Annotated in this window: 21 protein-coding genes; 12 read left to right on the forward strand and 9 right to left on the reverse strand. The window is 72.7% G+C overall.

What is annotated here, in order from left to right:
- Positions 1-125: 125 nt before the first annotated feature.
- From lanA to ACIRBX_RS03405, 4 genes are all read right to left on the reverse strand, one after another.
- Entirely contained in the window at positions 126-281 is a 156-nt protein-coding gene (gene lanA / locus ACIRBX_RS03390; RefSeq protein ID WP_396291780.1) for an SCO0268 family class II lanthipeptide, read from the reverse strand.
- 208 nt (positions 282-489) lie between these two features.
- Positions 490-1518, reverse strand: a complete 1029-nt coding sequence (locus ACIRBX_RS03395; protein WP_402293454.1) for a TIGR03842 family LLM class F420-dependent oxidoreductase — start codon at positions 1516-1518, stop codon at positions 490-492.
- 12 nt (positions 1519-1530) lie between these two features.
- Entirely contained in the window at positions 1531-2928 is a 1398-nt protein-coding gene (gene hydA / locus ACIRBX_RS03400) for a dihydropyrimidinase (protein ID WP_402293455.1), read from the reverse strand.
- 11 nt (positions 2929-2939) lie between these two features.
- Positions 2940-3782: a nitrilase-related carbon-nitrogen hydrolase gene (locus tag ACIRBX_RS03405; protein ID WP_402293456.1), complete on the reverse strand. Its 843-nt coding sequence runs from the start codon at positions 3780-3782 to the stop codon at positions 2940-2942.
- Positions 3783-4027: 245 nt separating this feature from the next.
- Here ACIRBX_RS03405 and ACIRBX_RS03410 point away from each other — a divergent pair, with 245 nt between their 5' ends.
- Together ACIRBX_RS03410 and ACIRBX_RS03415 are read left to right on the forward strand one after the other, a co-directional pair.
- Complete coding sequence (locus tag ACIRBX_RS03410) at positions 4028-6526, forward strand: DEAD/DEAH box helicase (RefSeq protein WP_402293889.1); 2499 nt, start codon at positions 4028-4030, stop codon at positions 6524-6526.
- 122 nt (positions 6527-6648) lie between these two features.
- Entirely contained in the window at positions 6649-6846 is a 198-nt protein-coding gene (locus tag ACIRBX_RS03415) for a hypothetical protein (RefSeq protein WP_402293457.1), read from the forward strand.
- 474 nt (positions 6847-7320) lie between these two features.
- Here ACIRBX_RS03415 and ACIRBX_RS03420 read toward each other — a convergent pair whose 3' ends face one another.
- Entirely contained in the window at positions 7321-8058 is a 738-nt protein-coding gene (locus ACIRBX_RS03420) for a GntR family transcriptional regulator (protein WP_402293458.1), read from the reverse strand.
- 111 nt (positions 8059-8169) lie between these two features.
- Here ACIRBX_RS03420 and ACIRBX_RS03425 point away from each other — a divergent pair, with 111 nt between their 5' ends.
- The 5 genes from ACIRBX_RS03425 to ACIRBX_RS03445 all read left to right on the forward strand — a co-directional run bounded on the left by ACIRBX_RS03425 (position 8170) and on the right by ACIRBX_RS03445 (position 10025).
- Complete coding sequence (locus ACIRBX_RS03425; RefSeq protein ID WP_402293459.1) at positions 8170-8541, forward strand: hypothetical protein; 372 nt, start codon at positions 8170-8172, stop codon at positions 8539-8541.
- Complete coding sequence (locus tag ACIRBX_RS03430) at positions 8538-8798, forward strand: hypothetical protein (RefSeq protein WP_402293460.1); 261 nt, start codon at positions 8538-8540, stop codon at positions 8796-8798. Before ACIRBX_RS03425 ends, ACIRBX_RS03430 begins: the two co-directional genes overlap by 4 nt.
- 41 nt (positions 8799-8839) lie before the next feature.
- Complete coding sequence (locus tag ACIRBX_RS03435; RefSeq protein ID WP_402293461.1) at positions 8840-9145, forward strand: hypothetical protein; 306 nt, start codon at positions 8840-8842, stop codon at positions 9143-9145.
- Positions 9138-9326, forward strand: coding sequence for a hypothetical protein (locus tag ACIRBX_RS03440; RefSeq protein WP_402293462.1), 189 nt, complete (start codon positions 9138-9140; stop codon positions 9324-9326). The genes ACIRBX_RS03435 and ACIRBX_RS03440 overlap by 8 nt, the downstream gene beginning before the upstream one ends.
- Positions 9327-9476: 150 nt before the next feature.
- Positions 9477-10025, forward strand: a complete 549-nt coding sequence (locus ACIRBX_RS03445) for a GNAT family N-acetyltransferase (protein ID WP_402293463.1) — start codon at positions 9477-9479, stop codon at positions 10023-10025.
- Between the two features lie 7 nt (positions 10026-10032).
- Here ACIRBX_RS03445 and ACIRBX_RS03450 read toward each other — a convergent pair whose 3' ends face one another.
- Complete coding sequence (locus tag ACIRBX_RS03450; RefSeq protein WP_402293464.1) at positions 10033-11037, reverse strand: NAD(P)H-dependent glycerol-3-phosphate dehydrogenase; 1005 nt, start codon at positions 11035-11037, stop codon at positions 10033-10035.
- Positions 11038-11236: 199 nt separating this feature from the next.
- Here ACIRBX_RS03450 and ACIRBX_RS03455 point away from each other — a divergent pair, with 199 nt between their 5' ends.
- On the forward strand, positions 11237-11905 hold the full coding sequence (locus ACIRBX_RS03455) for a hypothetical protein (protein WP_402293465.1): 669 nt from the start codon (positions 11237-11239) through the stop codon (positions 11903-11905).
- Positions 11906-12028: 123 nt separating this feature from the next.
- Here ACIRBX_RS03455 and ACIRBX_RS03460 read toward each other — a convergent pair whose 3' ends face one another.
- The gene (locus ACIRBX_RS03460) at positions 12029-12880 is read right to left on the reverse strand and encodes a class I SAM-dependent methyltransferase (protein ID WP_402293466.1); all 852 of its coding nucleotides are present in this window, start codon (positions 12878-12880) and stop codon (positions 12029-12031) included.
- Between the two features lie 127 nt (positions 12881-13007).
- On the opposite strand from ACIRBX_RS03460, the gene ACIRBX_RS03465 reads away from it, so the two are divergent.
- The 4 genes from ACIRBX_RS03465 (at position 13008) to ACIRBX_RS03480 (ending at position 20836) form a co-directional block, all read left to right on the forward strand.
- A complete protein-coding gene (locus tag ACIRBX_RS03465; RefSeq protein ID WP_402293467.1) occupies positions 13008-13325 on the forward strand; it encodes a hypothetical protein in 318 nt (105 codons plus the stop codon).
- Between the two features lie 64 nt (positions 13326-13389).
- Positions 13390-14238, forward strand: coding sequence for a hypothetical protein (locus ACIRBX_RS03470; RefSeq protein WP_402293468.1), 849 nt, complete (start codon positions 13390-13392; stop codon positions 14236-14238).
- Positions 14239-14385: 147 nt separating this feature from the next.
- Positions 14386-20139 carry a DUF5979 domain-containing protein gene (locus ACIRBX_RS03475; protein ID WP_402293469.1) on the forward strand — a complete coding sequence of 1918 codons (5754 nt, stop codon included), beginning with the start codon at positions 14386-14388 and terminating at the stop codon, positions 20137-20139.
- 190 nt (positions 20140-20329) lie between these two features.
- Complete coding sequence (locus ACIRBX_RS03480) at positions 20330-20836, forward strand: hypothetical protein (RefSeq protein ID WP_402293470.1); 507 nt, start codon at positions 20330-20332, stop codon at positions 20834-20836.
- Between the two features lie 49 nt (positions 20837-20885).
- On the opposite strand, the gene ACIRBX_RS03485 is transcribed toward ACIRBX_RS03480, so the two are convergent.
- Positions 20886-22364: a cellulose binding domain-containing protein gene (locus ACIRBX_RS03485; protein WP_402293471.1), complete on the reverse strand. Its 1479-nt coding sequence runs from the start codon at positions 22362-22364 to the stop codon at positions 20886-20888.
- 111 nt (positions 22365-22475) lie between these two features.
- Positions 22476-24125, reverse strand: a complete 1650-nt coding sequence (locus tag ACIRBX_RS03490) for a glycosyl hydrolase family 8 (RefSeq protein ID WP_402293472.1) — start codon at positions 24123-24125, stop codon at positions 22476-22478.
- Positions 24126-24131 lie beyond the last annotated feature (6 nt).

Here is a 24131-nt window from a genome sequence, read left to right on the forward strand (position 1 = left end):
CGGGTCGAGCCGGCCCACGGCCCCCGGGCGCGGCGGGCGCGCCGGCCGCCCCTGCACCGCCGCCCGCACCTCCAAGCCGGCGCCGTTGTCCCCCGCCGCACCCACCGCGTCCGTCACTCAGTCACTCAGCAACAGACCGGGCAGCGCGTGCCGATCGCGTAGCTGCTGGGCGAGGTGTAGGTGCCCTGGCCGAACTGCTGGGTCTGCTCCGAGACCTCGGAGATCCGCAGGTCCAGATCCAGGTCGGCCGCGTCGTCCTGGAACATGATCTCGTCGCGCATGATCCCTCCCAAGGGGTGTGTGGGGGTTGCGGGAAATCGACGGAACGTTCGGTTGTTCGTCCCCGCAGTCACACCTTTCACCGGACGCGATCAAGACGGGGAGACCCGTTCCGGCCAACCTGACATGCCCCCTCCGACGGGTACGGAGCACCCGCCCGACCTCGCCACGTCCCATGAACAGGAGGTAAACCGACCCCGCCACGATGGCCTAAACCGGCTGCTCGGCCAGCGCCGGGATCACCTCCCGGCCGTAGGCGTCGATGGTCCCCTCGATCGCGTCGTGCATCGCGTAGACCGCGAACTGGTCCACTCCGAGCTCGCGCAGCTGCCGCAGCTTGGCCAGGTGCGCCTGCGGCGGACCGACCAGGCAGAAGCGGTCCACGATGCCGTCCGGCACGAAGGCGGTGTCCGGGTTCCCGGAGCGGCCGTGGTGGGAGTAGTCGTAGCCCTTCCGCCCCCGGATGTAGTCGGTCAGCTCGTCCGGCACCAACCCCGAGTGCTCGCCGTAGCGTTCGACCAGGTCGGCCACGTGGTTGCCGACCATGCCGCCGAACCAGCGGCACTGCTCGCGGGCGTGCGCCAGCGCCTGCGGCGAGTCGTCCTCGGTGACGTAGGCGGGCGCCGCCACGCAGACCGTCAGGCTGGCCGGGTCCCGGCCCGCCTGCTCGGCGGCCGAGCGGACCGCCTTCACCATCCACTCGGTCAGGTACGGGTCGGCCAGCTGGAGGATGAAGCCGTCCGCCTGACGCCCGGTCAGCTCCAGCGCCTTCGGCCCGTAGGCGCCCATCCAGACCGGCAGCGAGGCGCCCTCCTCGACCCAGGGGATGCGCAGCGGGCTGCCGTCCACCTCGACCTCCCGGCCCTCGGCCAGCTCCTTGATCGCGTGCATGGCGGCCGACAGCCGCTCCAGGGTGGCGGGCCGCCGCCCGGCCACCCGCATCGCCGAGTCGCCCCGGCCGATGCCGCAGACGGTGCGGTTGCCGTACATCGAGTTCAGGGTGGCGAACAGCGAGGCCGTCACCTCCCAGGTCCGGGTGCCCGGGTTGGTCACCATCGGACCGACCGTCAGGCGGCTGGTCTCGGCCAGGATCCGGCTGTAGATGACGAACGGCTCCTGCCAGAGCACCACCGAGTCGAAGGTCCAGCCGTGGCTGAAGCCGGCCGCCTCCGCCCGCTTCATCCGCTCCACCAGCAGCCGGGCGGGCGGGTCGGTCTGCAGGACGAGTCCGATGTCCAAGGTCACGCTCCTCTAGAGGTACTGACAGGTGGTGCGCTGCTGGTAGCGGCCGTGGCCGGGCCGCCCGAGGTAGACGCCGTCGTCCACCACGACGGTGCCCCGGGAGAGCACCGTGCGGGCCCGGCCGGTGAGCCGGCGGCCCTCGTAGGCCGAGTAGTCCACGTTCATGTGGTGGGTGGCGGCCGAGACGGTCTGCTCGGCCGCCGGGTCGTAGACCACCAGGTCGGCGTCGGCGCCGGGCGCGACGGTGCCCTTGCGCGGGTAGAGGCCGAACATCCGGGCCGGGGCGGCGCAGGCGATCTCGATCCACCGACGCCGCGTCAGGTGGCCGTCCAGCACGGCCTGGTGCAGCAGGTCCATCCGGTTCTCCACCCCCGGCAGCCCGTTCGGGATCTTGGAGAAGTCGCCCCGGCCGAGCTCCTTCTGCCCGGCAAAGCAGAACGGGCAGTGGTCGGTGGAGACCACCTGGAGGTCGTCGGTGCGCAGGCCCCGCCAGAGCGCCGCCTGGTGCTCCCGGGGGCGCAGCGGCGTGGAGCAGACGTACTTGGCGCCCTCGAAGCCCGGCTCGGCCAGGTTGTCGGTCGACAGGTAGAGGTACTGCGGGCAGGTCTCACCGAAGACCGGCAGGCCCTCGTCCCGGGCCTTCGCCAGCTCGGCCACCGCCGAGGCGGCCGAGACGTGCACCACGTAGAGCGGGGAGCCGGCCACCTGGGCCAGCTTGATCGCCCGGTGGGTGGCCTCGGCCTCCAGCAGCTCGCGGCGCACCTCGCCGTGGTACCGGGGGTCGGTGTGCCCGGCGGCCAGCGCCTGGGCCACCAGCACGTCGATGGCGATGCCGTTCTCGGCGTGCATCATCACCAGGCCGCCGTTGGCCGCGCCGTGCTGCATGGCCCGCAGGATCTTCCCGTCGTCACTGTAGAAGACCCCGGGGTAGGCCATGAACAGCTTGAACGAGGTGACGCCCTCGCCCACCAGCAGGTCCATCTCCTTGAGGCTGGACTCGTTCACGTCGGCCATGATCATGTGGAAGCCGTAGTCCACCGCGCAGACCCCGGCCGCCTTCTCGTGCCAGGCGTCCAACCCGGCCCGCAGCGAGGAGCCGACCGACTGCACCGCGAAGTCCACGATGGTGGTGGTGCCGCCGAAGGCGGCGGCCCGGGTCCCGGTCTCGAAGGTGTCGCTCGCCTCGGTGCCGCCGAACGGCAGCTGCATGTGGGTGTGCGCGTCCACCCCGCCCGGGATGACGTACAGCCCGGTGGCGTCGATCAGCCGGTCCGCCGTCCAGGCCCCGGCCGCGTCGCTGCCGGTGGCGGCCAGCGCCACCACCTGCTCGCCCTCCACCAGCACGTCCGCGTGCATCTCCTCGGCGGCGGTGATCACCAGACCGCCCCGGATGACCGTCCTGCTCATCCGACGCCCCCTCAGGCTTCCGTCAGCGGGCCGTAGGCGTCCGGGCGGCGGTCGCGGTAGAACGCCCACTGCTGGCGCACCTGCTCGATCAGCCCCAGGTCCAGGTCGCGGACCACCAGTTCCTCGTCCTTGTCCGACGCCACGTCACCGACGAACTGCCCGCGCGGGTCGACGAAGTAGGAGGTGCCGTAGAAGTCGTTGTCGCCGTACTCCTCGGTGCCGACCCGGTTGATCGCGGCGACGAAGTACTCGTTCGCCACCGCCGCGGCCGGCTGCTCCAGCTGCCAGAGGTAGGCGGACAGGCCCCGGCTGGTGGCCGACGGGTTGTAGACGATCTCCGCTCCGGCGAGCCCGAGCGCGCGCCAGCCCTCCGGGAAGTGGCGGTCGTAACAGATGTACACGCCCACCTTGCCGACGGCGGTGTCGAACACCGGCCAGCCGAGGTTCCCGGGCTTGAAGTAGTACTTCTCCCAGAATCCCTTCACCTGGGGGATGTGGTGTTTCCGGTACTTCCCCAGGTAGCTCCCGTCGGCGTCGATCACGGCGGCGGTGTTGTAGTAGAGACCGGCCTGCTCCACCTCGTACACCGGCACCACGATCACCAGGCCCAACTCCCTGGCCAGCGCCTGCATCCGCCGCACCGTCGGCCCGTCCGGCACCGGCTCCGCCCAGCGGTAGTGCTCGGGCTCCTGCACCTGGCAGAAGTAGGGGGAGTTGAAGACCTCCTGGAACCCGATCACCTGCGCGCCCTGCGCGGCGGCGTCCCGGGCCGCCTGCTCGTGGACGGCCAGCATGGCCTCCTGGTCACCCGCCCAGGACGTCTGGAACAGCGCTGCTCGTACGACTCGGCTCATTCTCGCGCTCCTCGCTGTAGAAAGCCGAGGGTAGGAGTTCCGGAGCCGTCCTTGAAGTGCCACGCGCCGGGATTTCCGGCCGATTTTCCGGCGCCCCGAGATCCATTCCGATAAACATCACGATTGACGTCCGCTCAGGTTGCTTCTGGGTTTCTCCGGGCACCTCCGGGTTTGGCGGCCGGTCATCCCCTTTGCCCAGGGCGATCCCGAGCAGGCAAGATGTCCCGGTGACCCTCCTGGACCTGATGCCGAAGCCCGCCACCCCCGACGCGCTGTACGAGACCTTCGCCGAATGGGCGCAGGACCGCGGCATCACGCTCTACCCCGCCCAGGAGGAGGCCCTGATCGAGCTGGTCTCGGGCAACAACGTCATCCTCGCCACCCCCACCGGCTCCGGGAAGAGCCTGGTGGCGGCCGGTGCGCACTTCGCCGCGCTGGCCGAGGGCAAGCGCACCTTCTACACCGCGCCGATCAAGGCGCTGGTCTCGGAGAAGTTCTTCGACCTGGTCAAGACCTTCGGCACCGAGCAGGTCGGCATGATGACGGGTGACGCCAGCGTCAACCCGACCGCCCCGATCATCTGCTGCACCGCCGAGGTGCTGGCCAACATCGCGCTGCGGGACGGCGACCGGGCCGACATCGGCCAGGTCGTGATGGACGAGTTCCACTTCTACGCCGAGCCGGACCGGGGCTGGGCCTGGCAGGTCCCGATCCTGGAGCTGCCGCAGGTGCAGTTCCTGCTGATGTCCGCCACCCTCGGCGACGTCCGCCGGTTCGAGGAGGACCTGACCCGCCGCACCGGCCGCCCGACCACCGTGGTCCGCTCGGCCACCCGCCCGGTGCCGCTGTTCTACGAGTACAAGCGGACCAACATCCACGACACCCTGGAAGAGCTGCTGACCACCGGTCAGGCGCCGGTCTACGTGGTGCACTTCACCCAGAAGGAAGCCGTCGAGCGCGCCCAGTCGCTGATGAGCATCAACATGTGCACCAAGGCGGAGAAGGACGCCATCGCCGACCTGATCGGCGGCTTCCGGTTCACCACCAAGTTCGGCCGCAACCTCTCCCGCTACGTCCGGCACGGCATCGGCGTGCACCACGCGGGCATGCTGCCCAAGTACCGCCGGCTGGTCGAGCGCCTCGCCCAGGCCGGCCTGCTCAAGGTGATCTGCGGCACCGACACCCTCGGCGTCGGGGTCAACGTGCCGATCCGCACCGTGCTGTTCACCGCGCTCTCCAAGTACGACGGCCAGCGGGTCCGGATGCTGCGGGCCCGGGAGTTCCACCAGATCGCCGGCCGCGCGGGCCGGGCCGGCTTCGACACCGTCGGCCAGGTGGTGGCCCAGGCCCCCGAGCACGTGATCGAGAACGACAAGGCCGTGGCCAAGGCCGGTGACGACCCGAAGAAGAAGCGCAAGGTGGTCCGGAAGAAGGCCCCCGACGGCTTCGTCTCCTGGACCGAGGAGACCTTCGAGAAGCTGATCGCGGCCGACCCGGAACCGCTGGTCTCCCGCTTCAAGGTCAGCCACGCCATGCTGCTCTCGGTGATCGGCCGCCCGGGCAACGCCTTCGAGGCGATGCGCAAGCTGCTCACCGACAACCACGAGGACAGGGCGGCCCAGCGCCGCCACATCCGCAGCGCGATCGCCATCTACCGCTCGCTGCTGGCCGGTGGCGTGGTCGAGCGGCTGCCCGAGCCCGACGCCGAGGGCCGGATCGTCCGCCTGACCGTCGACCTCCAGGAGAACTTCGCGCTCAACCAGCCGCTCTCCACCTTCGCGCTGGCCGCCTTCGAGCTGCTCGACCAGGAGTCCCCGTCCTACGCGATGGACGTGGTCTCGGTGGTCGAGGCCACCCTCGACGACCCGCGCCAGATCCTGGCCGCCCAGCAGAACAAGGCGCGCGGCGAGGCGATCGGCGAGATGAAGCGGGACGGCATCGAGTACGAGGAGCGGATGGAGCGGCTCCAGGAGGTCACCTACCCGAAGCCGCAGGAGGAGCTGCTCACCCACGCCTACGAGGTCTACCGCCGGGCCCACCCGTGGATCGGCGACCACCAGCTCGCCCCCAAGTCGGTGGTCCGCGACCTGTACGAGCGGGCGATGACCTTCTCGGACTACGTCGGCTTCTACGAGCTGGCCCGGACCGAGGGCATCGTGCTGCGCTACCTGGCCGGCGCCTTCAAGGCGCTTGAGCAGACCGTGCCCGACGACCTGAAGACCGACGACCTCAAGGACGTCATCGCCTGGCTCGGCGAGCTGGTCCGCCAGGTCGACTCCAGCCTGCTGGACGAGTGGGAGCAGCTGGCCAACCCGACCGACCCGGCCACCCCCGAGGTCCGGCTCGACGACAAGCCCGCCCCGGTCACCGCCAACGCCCGCGCCTTCCGGGTGCTGGTGCGCAACGAGATGTTCCGCCGGGTGGAGCTCTGCGCGCTCGAACGCTGGTCGGAGCTGGGCGAGTTGGACAACGAGTACGGCTGGGACGCGGACCGCTGGGCGGACGCCATGGACCCGTACTGGGACGAGCACGACGACCTGGGCACCGGCCCGGACGCGCGCGGGCCCAAGATGCTGCTGATCGAGGAGGACCCGGAGGAGGGCTCCTGGCGGGTCCGGCAGATCTTCGACGACCCGGCCGGCGACCACGACTGGGGCATCAGCGCGGAGGTCGACCTCTACGGCTCCGACGAGGAGGGCCGCGCCGTGCTGCGGGTCACCGCGGTCAACCGCCTGGACGGCTGACGGGGCACCGTCCGCTGCCCGTTCGGGCAGTCCGCCGCGCGGAGGCAAACCGACGCCCCCACCCGGAGCGTCCTTCCGGACGATCGTCGGTTCACGAGCGGAATTCTCCAAGGGCGGTGTCGATGGCACGGGCGGTGTCGATGGTGGCGGCAGGACGGGGCCGGCTCTCGGCCGGGGCGGTGGCGGCGGCCGTCACCGTGGTCCTCGCGGTGGTGGTGGCCGACGGCGGGGGCCGCGCCACCGCGCCCACGGTCACCGTGGACACCGGCGCCGCCACCGCCGTCCCTTCGCCGGTGGGGGCCGAGCGCACGCCCGGGTGACGGCTTGGGCCACCGAGTCCGCGCGCCGTGCGGCGCCCCCTCCGCATCACCTGACCGTCCGCCGACTGCCGTCCCCCGGAAGGGCGCGGTGACTCCGGGCCACCTCGTGTCGTGCTCGCCGCTCGGCGCCCGCACGGGCGGGCAGTCATCCGGCCCGGGGACGCGTCGGCGGTCGCACGGGGTCGCGTCGGCCACCGAGCGGCACCCGCTCCGTGACCGGCTGCGGATGTACGCGCTCCGCGAGGACAGGTGGCGCTTCGAGATGCCGGCGGTCCTTGACGATTCACCCCGGACCCTGGCCCACGAGCTGGGTTGCCGGCCGCTCCGGCACCGGAGCGCTGCCACCGGCGCCCGGCTCGACGCCCGGACCTCCGAGCGGCAGTGTTCGGTGACGCCCCGTCAGGAGCCGGCTGCGGACCTCCGCCGCCCACCCGGGCACGGACGGTCCGTCACCCCGCCTGCGGGGCCGTCGTCTCAGCCGCGCCGGGCGGGCCGGCGGCCGTACTCGGTGGCCCAGCGGTCACCGGGGAGGACGAGGTCGGCGGTCTCCACCGGGCGGCCGGTGGCCTGGTCGTAGTGGGTGCGCTCGACGGCCGACACGGGTGCGCCCGGGGCGACTCCGAGCAACAGCGCCTCGGCCCGGGTGAGGGTCCGGGCGGTGACGCGCTCGACCGGGTCGCCCACCTCGATGCCGATCACGGCCATCCGCTCCACCACGCCGATCCCGCCGTACGGGCCCGCCTCCGGGAGCACGATCAGGGTCCCGCCGGTGACCGCCATCGGCTCCCAGCTCTCGACCAGATGACTCGGCACGCCGTCCACCGAGTACACGTACTTGGTGTGCATGACCGGCCCGCCGGGCTCGATCTCCAGCCGGGCCGCTGCCGTCTCGGTGGCCCGCGCCGTCGCCGACTCCGAGCGCCAGGTCAGCTTCACGCCGTCCTCGGCCGGCCCGGATCCGCCCGGACGGCGGGTCAGCAGGGTGGGCGGCTCCTGCGAACTGACGAAGTATCCGCGCCCGTGCCGCGCGACCACCAGCCCCTCCTGCTCCAGCAGGCCGTACGCCTTCTGACCCACGCTGATGCTGTAGCCGTAGTCGGCCACCAGCTGCGTCAACGACGGGAGCCGGTCGCCCTCCTCGAACTCGCCGGCGCCGATCCGGTCACGGATCCGCTCGGCCACGTGGAGATAGGGGGATGGCTCGTCACTCATGGGGCGCGTCCTCCCAGTTCTCGAAGGTTGGTGACAGAGTATCCGCATCGCCTTACTCTATGCATATAGTTGAGCCCTACGCATAGAGGGGGGCGTGTGCACGGAGCGCGCGTGTCCGAGGTCCTGGCGGCGATCGAGGCGGCCACCGGCCGGAGGGCCGAGGCCGCCGACCACGGCGTCTTCGTCCGCCTGTCCATCCCCCTCCCGGACGTCCCCGCCGAGCGGTGGCCCGCACTGCTGGCCATCCTGGGCGGCCCCGGCGTCGCCCGGTACGGCACCACCGACCCGGGCGCCGGGGACACGCCGTCCGTCTGGGCCGAGATCGAGGAGGCACCCGTGGAACCAGCCCTGGCAGGCTGCCACTACTGCGGCAGAACCGACCCACCCCTGCATCCCTCCGTCATCACCGTCCCGCACGGCGAGGGGGTCGTCCGCGACGTGCCCACCCTGGTCTGCTCCGAGCACCACCGGCCGAACAAGTGAGGCCGCCCCCACGGCAGTTGCCACCGGGCGGCTACCGGCCGCGCGGTCGGCTGCTGCCCTCGGTGGTGATCGAGCTGGACTGCCGGCCGACGGAGAGCGGCGGGGTCTACATCTCCCCCGAGTGCCAGCTCGGCGCCCACCACGGCTGCCCGGGCGGGATCGCCGAGACCCGGGGCACCGCCGCACTGGTCTGCCACTGCCCCTGGGGCCAGTGCGCCTGCTACCAGCCGCGCCCGCTCCACCTCGTCTCCGGCTGACCGCCGCCCCGGCACGCCCCATCCGGAAGGACCGAACTCCCTTGTCCACATGGACCCTTGCCCCCGACCGCGAGCCCGACGCCCTCCCCTCGCTGCACCTCTTCCAGTGCGCGAGCGAGGGCGAGGACGGCTCGCCGTGCGGCTGGCGCACCCTGCCCTCCACCCGCTTCGAGGACGCCCGCAGCGCGGCCTTCGACCACCTCACCACGCACCCGGAGCACCGCACCTACCAGCACGTCGCCTCCCTCCCCTGGCGGATGACCCCCGACACCGAGACCGACCCGGGCCCCGTCCTCCCCCTCACCCACACCACCTGCCACCCCACCCCGGAGCCCCCCGATGCCTGAGCCCCGCTACGAACCCCGCCCCCTCCCCCGCCAGGGCGACGCCCCCCAACTCTGGGGCGCCTGGGACACCCTGCGCGGCGACTGGCTCCGCCGCCCCGGCACCGGCTGCCTGGCCGGCACGCCCGAGCCCTTCACCACCTCCCAACGCGTCCGCCTCTGGGCGGGCAGCACCAACGGGTGACCGACCGACCCGCGCCGGCCCGCCGCGTCCCCACCCCGCCACCCGGCCACCCCGTCACCGGACGCCCGATCAGCCGAAATCCCTTTGACGTCACGGTCGTTGGTCTGACATGAAGGCCGCACCACACTCCGACCGACGGTCAGGATCACCATGACGATCACCTGGCGCAGGCTCGCCGCCACCGACTTCCCGCTCCTCGCGCAGTGGCTGGCGCAGCCGCACGTCGCGCGCTGGTGGAACCACGAGACCTCCGCCGAGGCGGTCACCCGGGACTTCGGGCCGGCCGCCCGGGGCGAGGAGCCCTCGGAAGACCTGCTGGTGGCAGTGGACGGGGAGCCGATCGGGCTGGTGCAGCGGTGCTGGATCGCCGACTATCCGCAGTACATGGGCGAGTTGGCCGCGCAGGCCGAGATCCCCGAGCGGGCGATGACACTGGACTACTTCATCGGCCTCCCGGAGCTGACCGGCCGGGGCCTCGGCACCGCCGTGCTGCGCGCGGTCGCCGCCGCCAGCTGGACGGACCACCCGGACGCCACCGCGTTCGTCATCCCCGTCCACTCCGCCAACCGGGCCTCCTGGCGGGCCCTGGAGAAGGCGGGCTTCCACCGCTACGTCGAAGCCGACCTGGAGCCCGACAACCCCGCCGACGACCGCCTCCACTTCGTCTACCGCCTCGACCGCCCCGGGGCCACGGCCTGACGGACCCTCAGCACCGCTCGGGCCCGGCGGGCCGCGACATCAACGCCTGCACGGCCGCCTTCGGATCCCGCCCGTCCCGCACGATCCCGACCACCGTCTCGGTGATCGGCAGGTCCACCCCGTGCCGCCGCCCGAGCTCCAGCACCGCGCCGCAGGAGGCGACCCCTTCGGTGGTCTGCTTCGCCGCCGCCACCGCCTCAGCGACCGTCATCCCCCGGCCGAGGCTGCTGCCGAAGCGGTGCGTGCGGGACAGCGTCGAGGAGCCGGTGGCCACCAGGTCGCCCATGCCCGCCAGGCCCGCGAGGGTGAGCGGGTCGGCGCCCATCGCCGCGCCGAGCCGGGTGGTCTCCGCCAGGCCCCGGGTGATCAGGGCCGCCTTGGCATTGTCGCCGAGCCCCATCCCGGCCGCGATGCCGACGGCCAGGCCGATCACGTTCTTGACCGCGCCGCCGAGCTCGCAGCCGATCACGTCCGTACTGGTGTACGGCCGGAAGTAGCCCGTCCGGCAGGCGCGTTGCAGCCGCTCGGCGACCACCCGGTCCGCACAGGCCACCACACTCGCGGCGGGCTGCCGCCGGACGATCTCCGGTGCCAGGTTCGGCCCGGAGACCACTGCGATCCGCTCCGGCCCGGCTCCGGTGGCCTCGGCGATGACCTGGCTCATCAGCATCGCCGTCCCCAGCTCGACCCCCTTCATCAGGCTCACCAGCACCGCGTCAGGTTCGAACAGCGGCGTCCAAGCGGCGAGATGCGCGCGCAGCACCTGTGCCGGCGTGGCCAGCACGACGAACTCCGCGCCGCGCGCCGCCTCCGCCGCGTCCGTGGTCGCCTTGATGCCGCCCGGGAGCGCGATGCCGGGGAAGTAGTCCGGGTTGGTGCCGGTCGCGTTGATCGCGTCGACCAGCTCGGCCCGCCGACCCCACAGTGTGACCTCCCGCCCGGCGTCGGCCAGCACCATGGCGAACGCGGTCCCCCAGGACCCGGTACTGAAAACTGCGACCCGACCCGTCACCGGCCGGCCTCCTCACGATCCTCCGTACGCACCCTGCGCAGCGCGGTCCGAGTGAACCACCCCCGGCCCGGCCACGCCGCGTCGGCCCCGGGATTCGGCAGGGACGGTGCATCAGCCGAGCGGCTGCCTCCGTCAAGCGCTGATTCACCTCCGACCGCCAACCCCACGCGGAACTCCACCCGACCGCTAGGCTGGAGCGGTGCCGCATCTGACGATCAGTTCGCTCGCCATGCGCTCGGACGACCGGCTCGACCTGGTCCTGGACGGTGGCCCCGGCTGGCAGGTGGTCCACCACCTCGGGATCGACCGCTCCGGGTCGGCACCCGTCCTGACCGGCGTCCTTCCCGGTGCTCCGCTGCCACCCGCGCTGACGGAGCTGGCGCTGGCCGCCTTCACCGCCCGGAGCGAGCCGCTGCCGGCCGGGCTGACCCTGGCCTGGCTGGCCCACGACGTCCTGGAGCGGCACGCCGACGCATGGCACCGCGCGCAGCGGGCCGCCGGACACACTCCGCCGCCACGCACCACGCGTACCCCGCCGACCGACGAACGCCCTTCCCCACCGCACCGGTTGACCTTCTCCTCGCTCGTGGTCCACTCCGACACCGAAGCCGACGTCCTGGCGGCCGACTCGGCGGGCGGGCTCCGCTGCTGGCGGTTCACCCTCGAACGCGAGGGTCCCTTCCGCATACTCCACAGCCCGGAGGAGTACGGCAGGGACTACCTGCGCGTCCCGGGCCCGGCCACCGTCCAGTGGGCCAGGACCCTGGCGGCCGCCGCGATCCGGAATCGCCACGTCCTGCTGCTCGCCGCCGGCCGCGACGATCCGGCACCGGCCGATCGGTCGTCGGCAGCGGAGAGCACCTGGTGAAGCCGTGGGGTCGTCCGGCACCCGGTGCTCCCGAAGGTCGCGTGCTGCCCTGCTGCCTTCCTGCCGTGCGGCCCCGCCGCGGCCTCCGCGCGGACGGAACCACCGGCCCCGTCCGCCGTCGGGTCAGAACCGCCGGGAGGTGGCGACGTTCAGCCGCAGGCCGGCCGGGATCCGGCCGTCCCGGTCTGCCAACTCCTCCACGGCGGTGAGGAACTCCGCCCGGAGAGCGGCCGTCTGTGCCCGGTCGAGCAGCACCATGTCGTAGTACGCCTCGGTGAGGGACTCCCAGACCTGCTCGGCCGCACCGCCCAGGTCGATCAGCACCGTGCTCCACCCCACCGGTGCGAAGCCCGCCGGTCCGAACAGCTGGTCCAGCCCCTCCCGGCTCCGGGCCCGGCCATCGCCCAACCTCGGCATCGAACGCTCCGGCGCCGCCGCCGCGAAGTACGGCCGGGCCAGCGCCAGGAACAGGCTCGCCGCCTGCCCCTCGACCGCCCCGCCCCCGACCGCGACGGCGAGCTGCCCGCCCGGCACCAGCACCCGGGCCACCTCGGCGGCCACCTGCTCCACGTCATGCATCAGCATCAGCGCCATGTGCGACACCACCGCATCGAACGAGCCGTCGGCGAACGGCAGTTCCTGTGCCCGCCCCAGCCGCAGGTCCGCCCCGGCCAGGGCCGGCCGCAGCCGTGCCAAGGCCAACTCCCGCTCCGCCAGGTCGATCCCCGCCAGCAGCTCGGCGCCGCCCGCCGCCAGCACCTCCAGCAGCGCCCCGTCCGCACACCCCAGGTCCAGCACCCGGCGTGCCCCGGCCACCTCACCGGCGACCACCTGGTACCCGGTCCGACCGTCCGCCAGCCGGGCCCTGGTCCCGCTCACCGACTGCCGACCGGGCCCCCGGTCGTGGAAGTCCCGCAGGAACTCCTCGGCAGCCTCGGCGCCGGCATCACGGGAGGGCGAAGGGGTCGTGGTCATGCCCGGACCCTACCCGCCGGGCGTCAGGAACGTGCGTCACCCTCGAAGCCCCGGCGGCCCCCGGCGGCCCATGGCGGCCCCTGGCTGCCCCACCCCGGGCCGGGCGGCGTTCGTTAGGCTGCCCGTCATGGACGAAGCCACCGGCAAGCTCGTGCGCGACCTCATCCCCGGCATCATCACCGCCGCCGGACTGACGCCGAGGCTGCGCACCGCCGCCCCCGCCGAACTCGACGGCCTCCTGCGGGCCAAGCTCGGCGAGGAGGTGCAGGAGTTCCTGGACTCGGGGGAGCCGGAGGAGTTGGCGGACGTGCTGGAGGTGCTGCACGCCCTCGCCGCCCGCCAGGGGCTGTCCCCTGACGACCTGGAGCGGCTCCGGGCCGCGAAGGCCGCGGAGCGCGGCGGCTTCACCGGGGGCATCGTCTGGTTCGGCAACGAGCCGTCGTGAACTCCGGGGCCGGGACGGCTCCTTCGGGTGGGCCGCTGTCGGCCGATCGCACTACGGTACGGGCATGCCACACGATCACCACCTCCCCTCCCCCGCCTGGGACCACGTACTCGCCGACGCCTTCGCGGTCCTGCTCGGCCGTCCGCTCTCCGACTTCGACCCGGACGCCCGCTACGCCGTAGCGCTCTCGGGCAACCTCGTGCACGAGGTCGGCTTCCATCAGGACCCGGTCTGGGTGCGCCCCGCCGCGCTCTCCGGCGCGGAGCCCGTGGTCTCCGGGCTCTACCTCTTCGACGAAGCCGCGGACGCCGCGCTCTTCGACGCCGCCCGTTCGCTCTTCGAGTTCCACCCCGCCGACGGGCACGAGTTCCCCGCCGGCTTCGCCGCGGCCGTCGAGGCCGTCGCCTTCGGGGACGGCATGGTGCTGGGGGCCGACCTCGCCCCACTGCTCGGGCAGTTCGGGGTGGACCTCGCCGAGCACCCCGGCAGTTGGACGGTGGCCTTCCTGCGGCAGGTGTCCGACGGCACCCTGCCGGACGCGCTGCGCACCGCCCTCGGCACCGGCCGCCGCCCCGAGGACCTGCCGCCGTTCACCGGCGAGCCGGACGAGGAGTGGGAGGAGGAGCTGGACCGGATCGAGGACGAGGACCTCCGCTCGCACCTCGGCTTCTTCTGCACCGACGGCGACACCGGCCTGATGCCCAGCGACGAGAGCCTTCCGAAGTACCTCGACGCGCTGGGCTTCGAGACGGTCGCGGCCTGGGAGGACGGCCATGGCCAGCTCACCATCCACGTGGTCCGGATCGGCCCGGAGGTCGCCGAGCGCACCGCCATGCACAGCATCCCCGACCACGGCACCACCACCCGTGACACCAGCACCACCCACGGCGCCCCCGACCACCGCACCGCCTGACACGACACCACCCGGCTCCGCCGTCCGGGGTACGCAGCGCGCGCCGTCCGCGCCGTGCGCCGGGCAATGCGCCCTCCCCTGCCTAGTCTGACGATCATTCAGGCCGACGAGCCGGAGACCTCGGACGACGGGATGCGCATGGTCGGGTTGGACTTCGCACACACGGCCGGTCGGCCCCTGCGCAGGCTGGCGGCGTCCGCGCTCGCGCTCGGCCTGGCGGCCGGGCTGACCGGGGCGCCGCCGGCCCATGCGGCCGGACCGGTGATGACGCTCACCAAGGCGGTCGAGGGGGCGCCCGACCCGCTCACCCCCGGGTCGGCGTTCTCGTACAAGCTGACGCTCTCCTGCTCCTCCCTCTCCGTCTCCTGCGTCAACGCGCACCTGGAGGACGTCCTCCCGCCAGAGTTCGACCTCACCTCGCTGCCGCCCTCGACGCCCACCCAGCAGGTGACCTACGACCCGGCCACCCGCAAGCTGCGGATCGACTTCCGCAGTCCGCTCGCCTCCCCGCCCAACCCGGCCGGCTCGGTCGGGCTGCCCGCCGGGACCACCGCCGACGTGTCGATCGGGATGAAGGTGCCCGCCTCGGGACCGCTGGAGGACGGCGACTCGGTCACCAACACCGCCACCGCCCGGGCGGACAACGCGACCGAGGTGATCGGCAGCGTCACGCAGACCGTCACGGTGCCCAAGAACCTGGACGCCAAGGCCGTCAAGAGCTGGCAGCCGGGCTCCAGCGTGGCCCAGAGCGATGCCGTCTCCACCGTCACGCTGACCACCGCGAACACCTCCGCCACCCCGCTCGGCGTCTCCAAGCTGAGCGTGCAGGACGACACCCCTGACCTGTACGAGAACTTCGACCTGGTCTCGCTCGGCCCGGTGACCCGGATGCCGAAGGGTACGGACCGGGTCACCGTGCTGGTGTGCACCAAGCCGCCCGGCAACCGCTGCGCGGAGGGCGAGTGGGTGGCCGGCACCGCCGTGCCCGGCCCGGAGTTGAGCCTGCCGCCCGGCGTGACGGCGGATCAGGTCACCGGCGTGCGCTTCGAGTTCACCGACTCCACCGGCGCCACCCTCCCGTACGACGCCGAGGGCGCCACCGTCCCGCTGGGGGTGAAGCTGCGCCGCACCGAGCGCACCGGCGGGGCGGCCATCACCCCGGCCACCCGCAAGACCGTCCGCAACTGCGCGGAGCCCTCGGTCAAGGACGCGGGCAGCCGCTTCACCGTCATCGGCCTCCCCGGCTGCGCCGACCACGACATCCTGCCGAACGTCGCCACGGTCGACCTGGACAAGCTGTTCTTCCCGGACGCCCGGGGCGACTTCAGCCAGAACGGCACGGCCGTCCGGGGTGAGAAGTCCGGCGCCACCGCACAGTTGAACGCCACCAACAGCTCGCCCTTCCCGGTCTCCTCGCTCACCATCACCGAGCCCTCCGACTCCGCCTCGGCGGGCAGCGAGTTCGACAAGTTCGACGCGGGCAAGGTCAAGCTGGACTTCCCGGCCGGGGCCACCTCCGGCACCCTCACCGTCACCTGCCGGGACGGCTCGACCCCCGCCCCGGTCGCCCTGACCAATCCGCCCGCCAGCCAGGTCCGCACCGAGACCGGCTGCCCGGCGGGCAGCCCGCCGGCCCGGATCTCGGTCACCTACCGGGGCGAGCAGGACGGCAAGGGCACCATCCGCCCCGGCGCCGTCGGCAAGCTCGCGGTCCACGGCACCCTCAACGACAAGGTGACCGCCGAGGACACCCGGGACGGCGTGCAGGACTGCGCGGACGGCTCGGCCGCCAACCCCTCGAACGGCTCCGGCTCGGCCGCCGTCACCGACTGCGCCGCGCTCAAGGTGCAGGAGCGCCGCCCGGACGGGAACGGCTTCAAGTCGGCCTCCTGGACCGAGATCCCGCCCGGCCAGGACCTCACCTTCAGCCTCGGCTACACCAACTCCGGCAACGTCGCCCAGAAGAACGTCCAGGTCACCGACCCGGGCGACCCGACGGCGCCGGGCAACCCGTTCGACCAGCTGGAGATCGTCGGGGTGCAGACCGACGGCAGCCCGCGCACCCTGCACATCGGGCTGGAGCTCTACGACCCCGCCGTGAAGGCGTGGGTGGCCTACGTGCCGCCGGACTCGGCGCTGCTCGCGCGGGCCAAGGGCGTGCGGATCACCGAACCGGACGGCATCCCGGCCAAGGGCTTCCTGCGGGCCACCGTCACCGTCCGGCTCCGGCCCGGGGTCACCTCGGGCTCGCTGAGCAACTGCGCCACCGTCTCGATCGACGGCGCGGTGACCGGCGGGCAGAGCTGCTCCCCGCCGGTGGAGGTGAAGCCGGCCAAGGCCGCCGCCTCGCTGCAGAAGACCCTGGCACCCGCCACCGTGCTCCGTCCGGTGACCGGCGTCGCCCCGCAGGACGTCACACTCCGCCTCACCACCGTCAACACCGGGAACGTGGGCCTGAAGCGACTGGTCGTCACCGACACCGACCGGGACTTCTTCGACGCCGTCACCGTCACCGGCCTGACCGGGGTCACCTTCCCGAACGGCGCCGACCGGGTGCAGGTCGACGTCTGCACCACCGGCTGCGCCGCCGTCCCGCCGGTCTTCGTGACCGGCACCCCGACCGGCTCCACCAAGCCCGGCCTCCCGGCCGGGGTGGACCCGGCCGAGGTGCAGGGCGTGCGGGTCACCTTCACCAGCGCGGCCGGCGGCTACGACATCCTGCCCGCCACCGCCGCCCCCTCCTACGGCGACTGCCCGGGCAGCAGCGTCTGTCTGACGGTCCGTCCGCGCGACGGTCTGCGCTCGGCGCCGGGCACTCCGATCCCCGACCTGCTGGAGGACACCGCCTCCGCCGCCGGCGAGAGTCGGCTCCAGCAGCCCGGCACCACCTTCCCCGTGCCGGACTCCACCGCCTCGATCGCGGTGGTCGAGGGCGACAACCGCCTCCGGGTGGAGAAGGAGCCGGCCACCACCGTGCTCAGCCCGGGCTCGGTCGCCCCGTTCAACCTGCACGTGCGCAACACCGGGACTGCCCCGGTGCCGGACCTGGTGGTGGTGGACGAGGTGCCCTCCGGGCTGCGCTTCGACGACGCCTTCCAGGGCGACGGCGGCCTGCCCTACACCCTGCGCACCACCCTGCCGCCCGGCGCCACCGGCCCGGCCGAGGTGCGGTTCGAGCCTGAGCGGGACGCGAGCGGACGGATCGTCAAGCTCCGCTGGCGCTTCCCCGGGTGGACCTTCTTCCCGGGCAGCGAGCTGGTGCTCGGCTACCAGGTGAAGCTGAACGGCGGAGTGGCGGCCGGCACCGTGATCACCAACGAGTTCGGCGCCGGCTCGGAGACGGTCGCCAAGGTCAACTGCGACCCGTCCTCGCCCCGCCTCGGCACCCGCACCGACGACCCCCGCTACGGCACCGGCACCTTCTGCGCCTCCACCGCCCAGGTGACCTCCCGCTCCGGCGTCTCCTTCGACGCCGCCAAGTGGGTCACCGGCGACCGCTCGCTCGGGTACCAGGACGCCAACACCGGCAAGCCCGTCCCGGCCGGCGACCCGCGCTGCCCCGAGCTGACGGTGGCCGGCACGGTCTACACCCGCTACCCCTGCGTGGCGCTGACCAGGCCGGGCCAGGACTTCTCGTTCCTGATCCGGATCGAGAACACCGGGACGGAGCCGGCCCGTTCACTCTCCCTGCTGGACGTCTTCCCCGCTCCCAAGGACACCGGGGTGCTGCTCGGCGACGAGCAGCGCGGCACCGAGTGGGACACCGTGCCGACCCTCACCGGCCCGGTCCGCTACGACGGCTCCGGCACCGCCGCGATCGCCTACACGATGACCGCCAACCCGTGCGGCCGGAAGGTCGCCACCCCCAAGCGGGCCTGTGCGGACGCCTCCTGGGGCAGCGACACCACCCGGGCCACCGCCTTCGAGACGGTGGTGGACTTCCCGGCCGGGATGGCCCCGGGCAGCGCCGTCACCTTCACCCTGCCGTTCCGGGCCCCGGCCGACCTGACCGTGCCCGGCTACCCCTCCGTCGCCTGGAACTCCTTCGCCCACACCGAGACCGTCAAGGTCGGCGGCAGCACCACCGTGCTGCCGGTGACCGAGCCCCCGAAGGCGGGGATCGGTCTGGTCTTCGGCAACGTCCGGGTCTTCAAGAAGGTGATCGACCCGCCGGCCGGCGTCCCGGTCGGTCCCTTCAAGCTCGCCTACGCCTGCCTGCTCACCGACGGCGGCGGGGCCGCGGTCGACGTGGGCAGCGGGGAGGCGGTGTTCGGCCCGGACCAGCCGTTCGAGCTGGCCGGGGTACCGGTCGGCGCGGTCTGCCGGTTCTGGGAGACCGAGTCGGCGGGCGCCCAGAGCGACCACCAGGGGGAGGCCGCCGCGATCGTGGTGACCGTCACCCGGACCGAGGACGCCGACGTCTGGCAGCAGGAGGAGATCGGCAACCGTTACCCGCGCAAGGACCTGGTGGTGGCCAAGCGGATCACCGGCCCGGCCGCCGAGGCGGTCGGCCAGGGCCCGTTCGAGGTCACCGTGGACTGCTCCTTCAACGGCACCCGGCTGCCCGGGTTCCCGCAGTTGCTGGTCCTGAAGGGCGCGGACTCGCAGGCCGTCCACGACCTGCCGGAGGCCAGCGTCTGCCGGGTGGACGAGACGGACGACGGCGGGGCGACCAGGGTCACCTACCAGCTGGTGGACTCCCCCCGGGTCGACGTCTTCGCCCAGGTGAGCGGCCCCGACGCGATCGACGCGAAGGGCGAGACGGCCACCGTGATCATCACCAACGAGTTCGCCACCGGCTCGCTCCAGGTCACCAAGAAGCTCACCGGGGAGGGAAGTTCACTGGCCACCGGCCCGTTCCGGTTCCGGGTGGACTGCGACTTCAACGGACGGCCGTCGGTGCTCGTCCGGGAGCTGGAGCTGACCGGCCCCGACCGCCTGTCCGGGCGGCTGGACGGCCTGCCGGTCGGGGCGCTCTGCACCGTCACCGAGACCGCGACCGGCGGCGCCGACGTGCCGGCCGAGCCGGTCCGGCGGGTGGAGATCAAGGAGGGCCTGACCGACCTCGCCACCGCCGAGCTGACCAACACCTTCCACGCCGGCCGGATCACCCTGACGAAGGAGCTGACCGGGCCGCTGGCGACGGCCGGGTACCTGCGGGAGGCGGAGTTCGCGCTGCGGGTGCTCTGCCGGAAGGACGGCCGCCAGGTGCTCGACCGCACCGTCGCCGTGCGGCCCGGCAAGCCGGTCACGCTGCCCGACCTGCTGCTGACCGGCACCCGCTGCTGGGCGGGCGAACTCGCGAGCGGGGCCACCGTGGTGACGGTCTCCCACCCCGACGAGCAGCACGCCGCCGAGGTGACCGCCGAGACCCCCGACCTGACCGTGACCGCCGTCAACGACTACCGGCCCGCCGCCCTGTCGCTGCTCAAGCGGACCGCCGGGTCGGGCGCGGCGGAGGCCGCCGACCGGGAGTTCACCGTCGAGCTCAGCTGTACGCTCACCACCTCGCCGGGCGGCACGCCGATCGTGCTGCTGGACCGCCGCCGCTACCGGCTCCGCCCGGGCGTGGTCCGGCCGGTGGACGACCTGACCGAGCCGCTGCCCGCCGGGGCCCGGTGCTGGCTGGCCGAGCCGGACCGGGGCGGGGCGGGGAAGGTCACCATCGAGCACGACGCGGCCGAGCGCGCGCTGCCGCTCGGCACCGACCCGGTCTCGCTGGAGCTGACCAACCACTTCGACGCGGTGCCGCCGCCGATCCCGCCCGTGCCGCCCGTCCCGCCCGTGCCGCCCGTCCCGCCGCTGCCGAACACCGGTGGGGCGCCCGGCCCCTGGGCGGTCGGCGCCTTCACCCTGCTGCTGCTCGGCCTGGCCGCGCGGTACGTCGCTCGGCGGTGGTGAGCAGCGCTCCCGAACGGCGCGGAACGACCCCGACGGACCGTCGTCCCGGAGAACCGGGATGACGGTCCGTCATGTCCCTGCCAGTCAAGGCGAACCCGCCCGTACGGTCTCCGAACCCTGTTACCCTGCGGGGAACTCGTCCGTACCCCGACCGAACTCCACCCGCGAACTCCACCCGAAGCAGGCCCAGTTGTCCGTCTTCCCCGGCACCGGTCACCCCGCCCTCCCCAGCGTCGTCCGGATCGACTCCGCCGTCGAGACCGACCAGGTCACCGACCTCGGCCGGAACGGCTGGTCCCGCCTGCGGCACCGCCTGGTGGTGGCGCGCGCGGTCTTCGACACCGGGCGTCCCGGCCTGGTCGCCACCTGGCACGTGGTCGCGCAGTACTGGTCCCCGTGGGAGTACCACGGGGACCACGAGGCCGCCGTCACCGGATCGCTGCGGCTGCGGGCGGCCGGGGTGCCCGGCTGGATCGGCGTCCAGGACTTCGCGTTCGGCACCGGCATGCTCGGCCACGGACTGGTCCGGGCCGAGTTCCCCGACCTCGCTCCCGGCGACTACCGGGTGGAGCTCGGCGCCGAGACCGAGAAGGACCTCGGCGCCATGCACGGGCACGTCCGGGACGACCACGACCTGAGCGCCTCGCTCTGGTCGCTGATCCGCCCCCGGCCGACCGGGCTGGACGTCCGGCTCTGACCGGTCGTCACCGGCTCACGCCACGGCGGCACCCGGCACACGGCACTGCTCAGGGCGTCACCGGGACGTTGGTCAGCCCGGAGGTCGCGTTCGTCACGGTGTTGGAGGCGTACACCTTGTTCGGCCGGGCGGTGCAGGCCGAGACCGAGGTGATCCGGATCGCGTAGGCGCCGACGCCGCCGAGGTCGGAGCGGTTGCCCCGCCAGGTGTTGCCGCAGCCGTTCGGGAAGGCGGGGGTGGTGGCGGGGTTGTGGGTCTCGTAGCCGTTGGCGAAGGTGCCGGGCGCGGCGAAGCTGCCGGTGTTGTCCTCGATCAGGTAGTCGAAGCCCTTGACGTCCAGCCAGGAGTCGGCGGAGTTCTGCCCGCTGATGCCGCGTCCGTCGAAGGTGTTGCCCCGGATCACCCCGCCCGAGGTGCCCTCCTTGACGTCGATCGCCTCGGCCGCCACGTTCGGGCCGATCCGGTTGTTCTCCACCAGCACCCGGTCCGAGCGGTCCACCCCGCCGGTGTTGCCGTGGCAGCCCCAGTTGGAGTTGGCCGAGCCGAGGTACACCCCCTCGCCGTAGCCGGGCTGCACCAGGCCGGTGGACTCCACCACCGAGTTGCGCAGCACGCCGTCGGCGGAGGAGCGGCGGAAGTGCACGCCCTCGTCCTCGGTGTGGTGGACGTACAGCCCGTCGATCGTCACGTGGGCCGAGGCGTCCAGCACCACACCCTTCTTGGCGTCCTTGACGGTGAAGCCCGACAGGTTCCAGTACGGCGCCTCGTACAGCCAGAGGCCGTAGCCCGAGTCCCAGCCGGCCGTCGGCACCGGGCAGGACGGGGCCTCACCGGTCGGACCGTCGTTGACCAGCACGGCGGTGCGCGGGCCGGTCAGGGTGATCGGAGCGGCGGCGGTGCCGGCCCGCTGGGCCAGGAAGGCGCCGTGGTACTCCCCCGGGGCGAGCCGGATGGTCTGGCCGGGGGTGGCCGCGGCCAGCGCGGCGGTGAGCTGGCCGGCGGTCGCCACCTCGACCACGGGGCCGGTGGGGGTCGGCGTCGGAGTGGGCGTCGGGGTGGGGGTGGGAGAGGGGGTCGGAGTCGGGGTCGCGGTCGGCGAGGGCGACGGGCTGGGGGTCGAAGTGCCCGAGCAGGGTTGGCCGTTGAGGGTGCAGTTGAGCGGCTCGCCGATGCCGCCGCCGACGTTGAAGCCGAAGTTCTGACTGGCTCCGGGAGCGATCGTCCCGTTGAACCCGGCGTTCACGAAGGTGTAGTGCCGGCCGCTCTGGGTCCGGGTGGAGTTCCAGCTGTTGGAGACGGTGGTACCGGCCGGCAGGTCGAACTCGACCTTCCAGCCGGTGGCGGCGGCGTCGCCGGAGTTGGCGATGGTGAACCGGCCGCCGTAGCCGGTGTCCCAGGCCGAGGTCTTGTCGAAGGCTGCGGTCAGGCGCGGGGCCGCGGCGTGGGCGGACGGGGTGGGCAGCGTGGCCAGGCCGGCACCGACGACGAGCGTCGCGGTGAACAGGGCCGGGAACAGCGATCTGCGCATGGGGGCGGACTCCAGTGTGTGGGGGACTGGACGGATTCGGATTCTGGTTCCGGTTCGCCGGAAGGCCGGGGCGCCGCACCGCCCCGGCCTTCCGGTGGTGACGCACTTCCCTTACGGCACCCAGTAGTTGCCGGAAGCGACGATCATCGACTGGAGCTGCACACTACCGCCGTAGTAGACCGACGGGGTGATCTGGGTGGCGACCATCTTCGCCCAGAGTGCGTCCAGCCAGGCCTGCGAGCCGGGGTCGGTCATCGCCGCCACCGCGAACGGGGCGGTGAAGGCCATGTCGTTGCCGGAGTCGAAGGCGGTGCCGTTCAGCTTGTAGCCGCTGCCGATGGAGTTGGGGTTGCCACCGGTCTTGGCCTTGATCCAGCTGTTCATCTTGCGCACCGAGGCCAGCGAGGCGGCGTCGCCGCTGGTGACGGCGTCGGCCCCGAGCCGCCACGGGTCACGGCAGGCGTTCCAGCCGTAGTCGCCGTCGTTCGGGCTCTCCAGCACCTCGCCGGGGGCGGGCTTCGGGGTGGAGTTGGTGTTCACCACGAAGTCGGCCAGCAGGCCGGTGGAGGAGGCGTACTTGCTCTGCTGGGAGGTGATCAGATTCTGGTGCGCCGTCCGGATGGTGTCCCAACTCGCGTCACCCGTGGCCTTCTTGAAGGCCCGGAAGTGGTCGATCATCCAGTCCGAGGAGCGCGAGATGTAGTAGTACTGGTCACCCGAGCTCGACCAGTCACCGAGCAGCAGCAGCTTGGTGGTGGGGTTCACCTCGCTGGCCTTGATGGCGTTGATGTGCTTGACCGCGAGGTCCTTGTAGTTGTACGTGCCGGTGCTGCCCCACTGCCGGTCGGCGAGCAGCAGGCCGTAGGCCACGTCCATGTCGCCGTCGGTGGCGGAGTCCGAGCCGTTCACGGACTTGCAGTTGACGTCCTGTTCGGCGGCCAGCAGGTTCTTGTTGTTCACCGAGGGGTGCGCCAGCACGAACTTCAGCAGGCCGTCGAAGGCCGTCTTGGCGTTCGGGTCGGCGCCCGCCATCTGGGCGGTGATCACCAGGCCGTAGCCCTGGGCCTCGGCCACGTAGGGGTGGTCGGCGTCCGGCGAGATCACCTGGTACCAGCCGTTGCCGCAGTTCTGCTTCAGGAAGGCGGACTTCCAGGCGTTGTACTTGTCCACCACCTGCTGGTCCAGCGTGGCCTGGGCCCCGGTGGGCTTCAGGGTCCCGGCCGTGTAGGGGAACTGGTGGCTGCCGAACGGCACCGCCGGCCCCCCGCCGCCGGGCGGGTTGCCGGACTGGCCGGCGTCCAGGTAGTCCACGTTGGCCAGGCCGTTGGCACTGGTGGAGGTGAGCCGGACCTTGTTGGCGCCCGCCTTGAGCTGCACGGAGAGCTTGGAGTCGGCCCAGGTGTCCCAGTTCCCGGTGGAGTTGAAGGCCCGCGCGGCGGAGACCACGGTCCCGTTCACCGCCAGGTCGGCCGGGCGGGCGGTGGTGGTGCCGTTGGAGTAGCGCACCGTCAGGTCGGCGGCGCCGGCGGCGGCCGCGTTCACCGTGAACTCGACCCAACTCCCGGTCACGTTGTCACCGTTGACGAAGCCGGTGCCGGAGTAGTTCGCGTGGTTGGCCTCCACCACGCCCTGGGACAGCGCGGCGCTCTCGGCCTCGTAGCGGGTGGTGGCGGCCGAGGCGGTGCCCGGCACCGCGACCATCCCGGCGACCAGCCCGGCCGCGGTCAGGCCCAGGGCGCCGGCTCTGCGGAAGTCCTTCATCGGTCT

The organism is Kitasatospora sp. NPDC096147, assembly GCF_044763225.1.
In the GTDB taxonomy this organism is placed as follows: domain Bacteria; phylum Actinomycetota; class Actinomycetes; order Streptomycetales; family Streptomycetaceae; genus Kitasatospora.

Bases quoted from the DNA above. Each gene is read 5' to 3' on its own strand.
- lanA (WP_396291780.1), bottom strand. From the start codon at position 281: ATGCGCGACGAGATCATGTTCCAGGACGACGCGGCCGACCTGGATCTG.
- hydA (WP_402293455.1), bottom strand. From the start codon at position 2,928: ATGAGCAGGACGGTCATCCGGGGCGGTCTGGTGATCACCGCCGCCGAG.
- ACIRBX_RS03405 (WP_402293456.1), bottom strand. From the start codon at position 3,782: ATGAGCCGAGTCGTACGAGCAGCGCTGTTCCAGACGTCCTGGGCGGGT.
- ACIRBX_RS03410 (WP_402293889.1), top strand. From the start codon at position 4,028: ATGCCGAAGCCCGCCACCCCCGACGCGCTGTACGAGACCTTCGCCGAA.
- ACIRBX_RS03415 (WP_402293457.1), top strand. From the start codon at position 6,649: ATGGCACGGGCGGTGTCGATGGTGGCGGCAGGACGGGGCCGGCTCTCG.
- ACIRBX_RS03420 (WP_402293458.1), bottom strand. From the start codon at position 8,058: ATGAGTGACGAGCCATCCCCCTATCTCCACGTGGCCGAGCGGATCCGT.
- ACIRBX_RS03440 (WP_402293462.1), top strand. From the start codon at position 9,138: ATGCCTGAGCCCCGCTACGAACCCCGCCCCCTCCCCCGCCAGGGCGAC.
- ACIRBX_RS03445 (WP_402293463.1), top strand. From the start codon at position 9,477: ATGACGATCACCTGGCGCAGGCTCGCCGCCACCGACTTCCCGCTCCTC.
- ACIRBX_RS03460 (WP_402293466.1), bottom strand. From the start codon at position 12,880: ATGACCACGACCCCTTCGCCCTCCCGTGATGCCGGCGCCGAGGCTGCC.
- ACIRBX_RS03465 (WP_402293467.1), top strand. From the start codon at position 13,008: ATGGACGAAGCCACCGGCAAGCTCGTGCGCGACCTCATCCCCGGCATC.
- ACIRBX_RS03470 (WP_402293468.1), top strand. From the start codon at position 13,390: ATGCCACACGATCACCACCTCCCCTCCCCCGCCTGGGACCACGTACTC.
- ACIRBX_RS03485 (WP_402293471.1), bottom strand. From the start codon at position 22,364: ATGCGCAGATCGCTGTTCCCGGCCCTGTTCACCGCGACGCTCGTCGTC.
- ACIRBX_RS03490 (WP_402293472.1), bottom strand. From the start codon at position 24,125: ATGAAGGACTTCCGCAGAGCCGGCGCCCTGGGCCTGACCGCGGCCGGG.